General features: G+C 57.3%; 1 protein-coding gene. It reads left to right on the forward strand.

Annotated features, from left to right (window positions below; genetic code table 11):
• Positions 1-109: 109 nt before the first annotated feature.
• The gene (locus QT222_RS01320; RefSeq protein ID WP_491476053.1) at positions 110-1,501 is read left to right on the forward strand and encodes a transposase; all 1,392 of its coding nucleotides are present in this window, start codon (positions 110-112) and stop codon (positions 1,499-1,501) included.
• Positions 1,502-1,594 lie beyond the last annotated feature (93 nt).

Here is a 1,594-nt window from a genome sequence, read left to right on the forward strand (position 1 = left end):
GAGCCTGTCCAAGAAACATCGGCAGAATACCTCAAAGTCTACGAGCACTGTGTACACATGACGTAAATTTCATCTAGTAGAAACCCTTGTACAGCGTAAGGATCCATTCGTGACGTTCAACTTCATTCAATACGACCAAGATCAGCAACATCTCCTGCCAAAGAACGTCGCGGAGTGGGTCGAAGAGGATAGCCTCGAATGCTACGTCTCCGATGTCATCGATCATCTCGACAACGAGGGCCGGCTTGATCCCTTCTATCCGGACCACCGGGAGGACGGCCGCGGGCGGCCGTCCTTCCATCCCGTAATGATGCTGAAAGTCCTCGTCTTCGGCTACTGTATTGGTATCCGCAGCTCCCGCAAACTCGATCGGCTCCTCGAACGTGACGTCGCGTTTCGGTACCTTGCCGCGAATCAACAGCCCGACTTCCGCACGATCAGCCTCTTTCGCAAGAACCACCGCGAGGAGTTCGAGCATCTCTTTGTTGAGATTCTTCGTCTCTGTCGGGAAGCTGGCATGGCCGAGATGGGCGAAGTCGCCCTGGACGGCCGTCGCGTCCAGGGCGACGCTGCCCTCGACCAAAATCGGACTCGTGACCAGATCACCGAGGAAATCCAAGCTATCCTCGACAAAGCTGCCGAGATTGACGCGACCGAAGATGAAGAGTATGGACCACAAAACCGAGGAGACGAGCTCCCGGAGGAACTCCGGGAGCAAGAGGGTCGTCTCGAACGGTTACAAGAAGCCAAGGAACGGCTTGACTCCAAGGAACAGCGACGCAAGGAGGAGCAGGCCGAGAAAATTCGTCAAAGAGAGCGGGAAGAGGAAGAATCAGGTCAAAAGAAACGTGGCCGGAAGCCCACACCTCCGGAGGAGGTGGGGCTCCCGGATGACACGAAGGCGAACACGACGGATCCAGAGAGTCAAACGCTCAAAACCCGCAACGGGTGGAAACAGGGCTATAACGGCCAAGCGATGGTAGACTGTAACATGCAGATCATCGTTGCGCAGGATGTGACGACTGACGCAAACGATGTCCAGCAACTCAAGCCGATGCTGGAGATCTGTGAGGAGGTGAACGACAAGCGCCCGGAGCGGGCGCTTGCCGACGCCGGGTATTGGAGTAACGCGAACGCGCAGGTAGCAGATGAGCAGATGGAACTGTTCATCGCTACGACCAAGGACTGGAAGCGACGGAAAGAACTGCGAGAGGCGGATCCGCCCCGGGGGCGGATCCCCGACTCGTATGGCCCGAAAGAACGGATGGAGCGGAAGTTGCGAACGAAACGAGGGCAACAAATCTACCGCAAGCGAAGTCAGACCGTGGAGCCGGTGTTCGGCCAACACGTTACGCGGGGGTGTGATAGATTCCTGTTGCGTGGAGAGACGGGAGCACGTGCCGAGTGGTCGCTGTTCTCAGCGACGCACAACCTGTTGAAGCTGTGGCGGTCCGGCCAGGGGCCGGACAGCCACGCAGTCGCCGACGCAATAGCACGATAGTCGCCACCCGTCGTATTTTTGTCAAAGGTATGTCGGAGGTAGAGTCACCCGCGTATCCGATGTACTTGGCCAAGTGGATTCTTGGACAGGCTC

The sequence above is a fragment of the Haloferax sp. s1 genome (assembly GCF_058382125.1).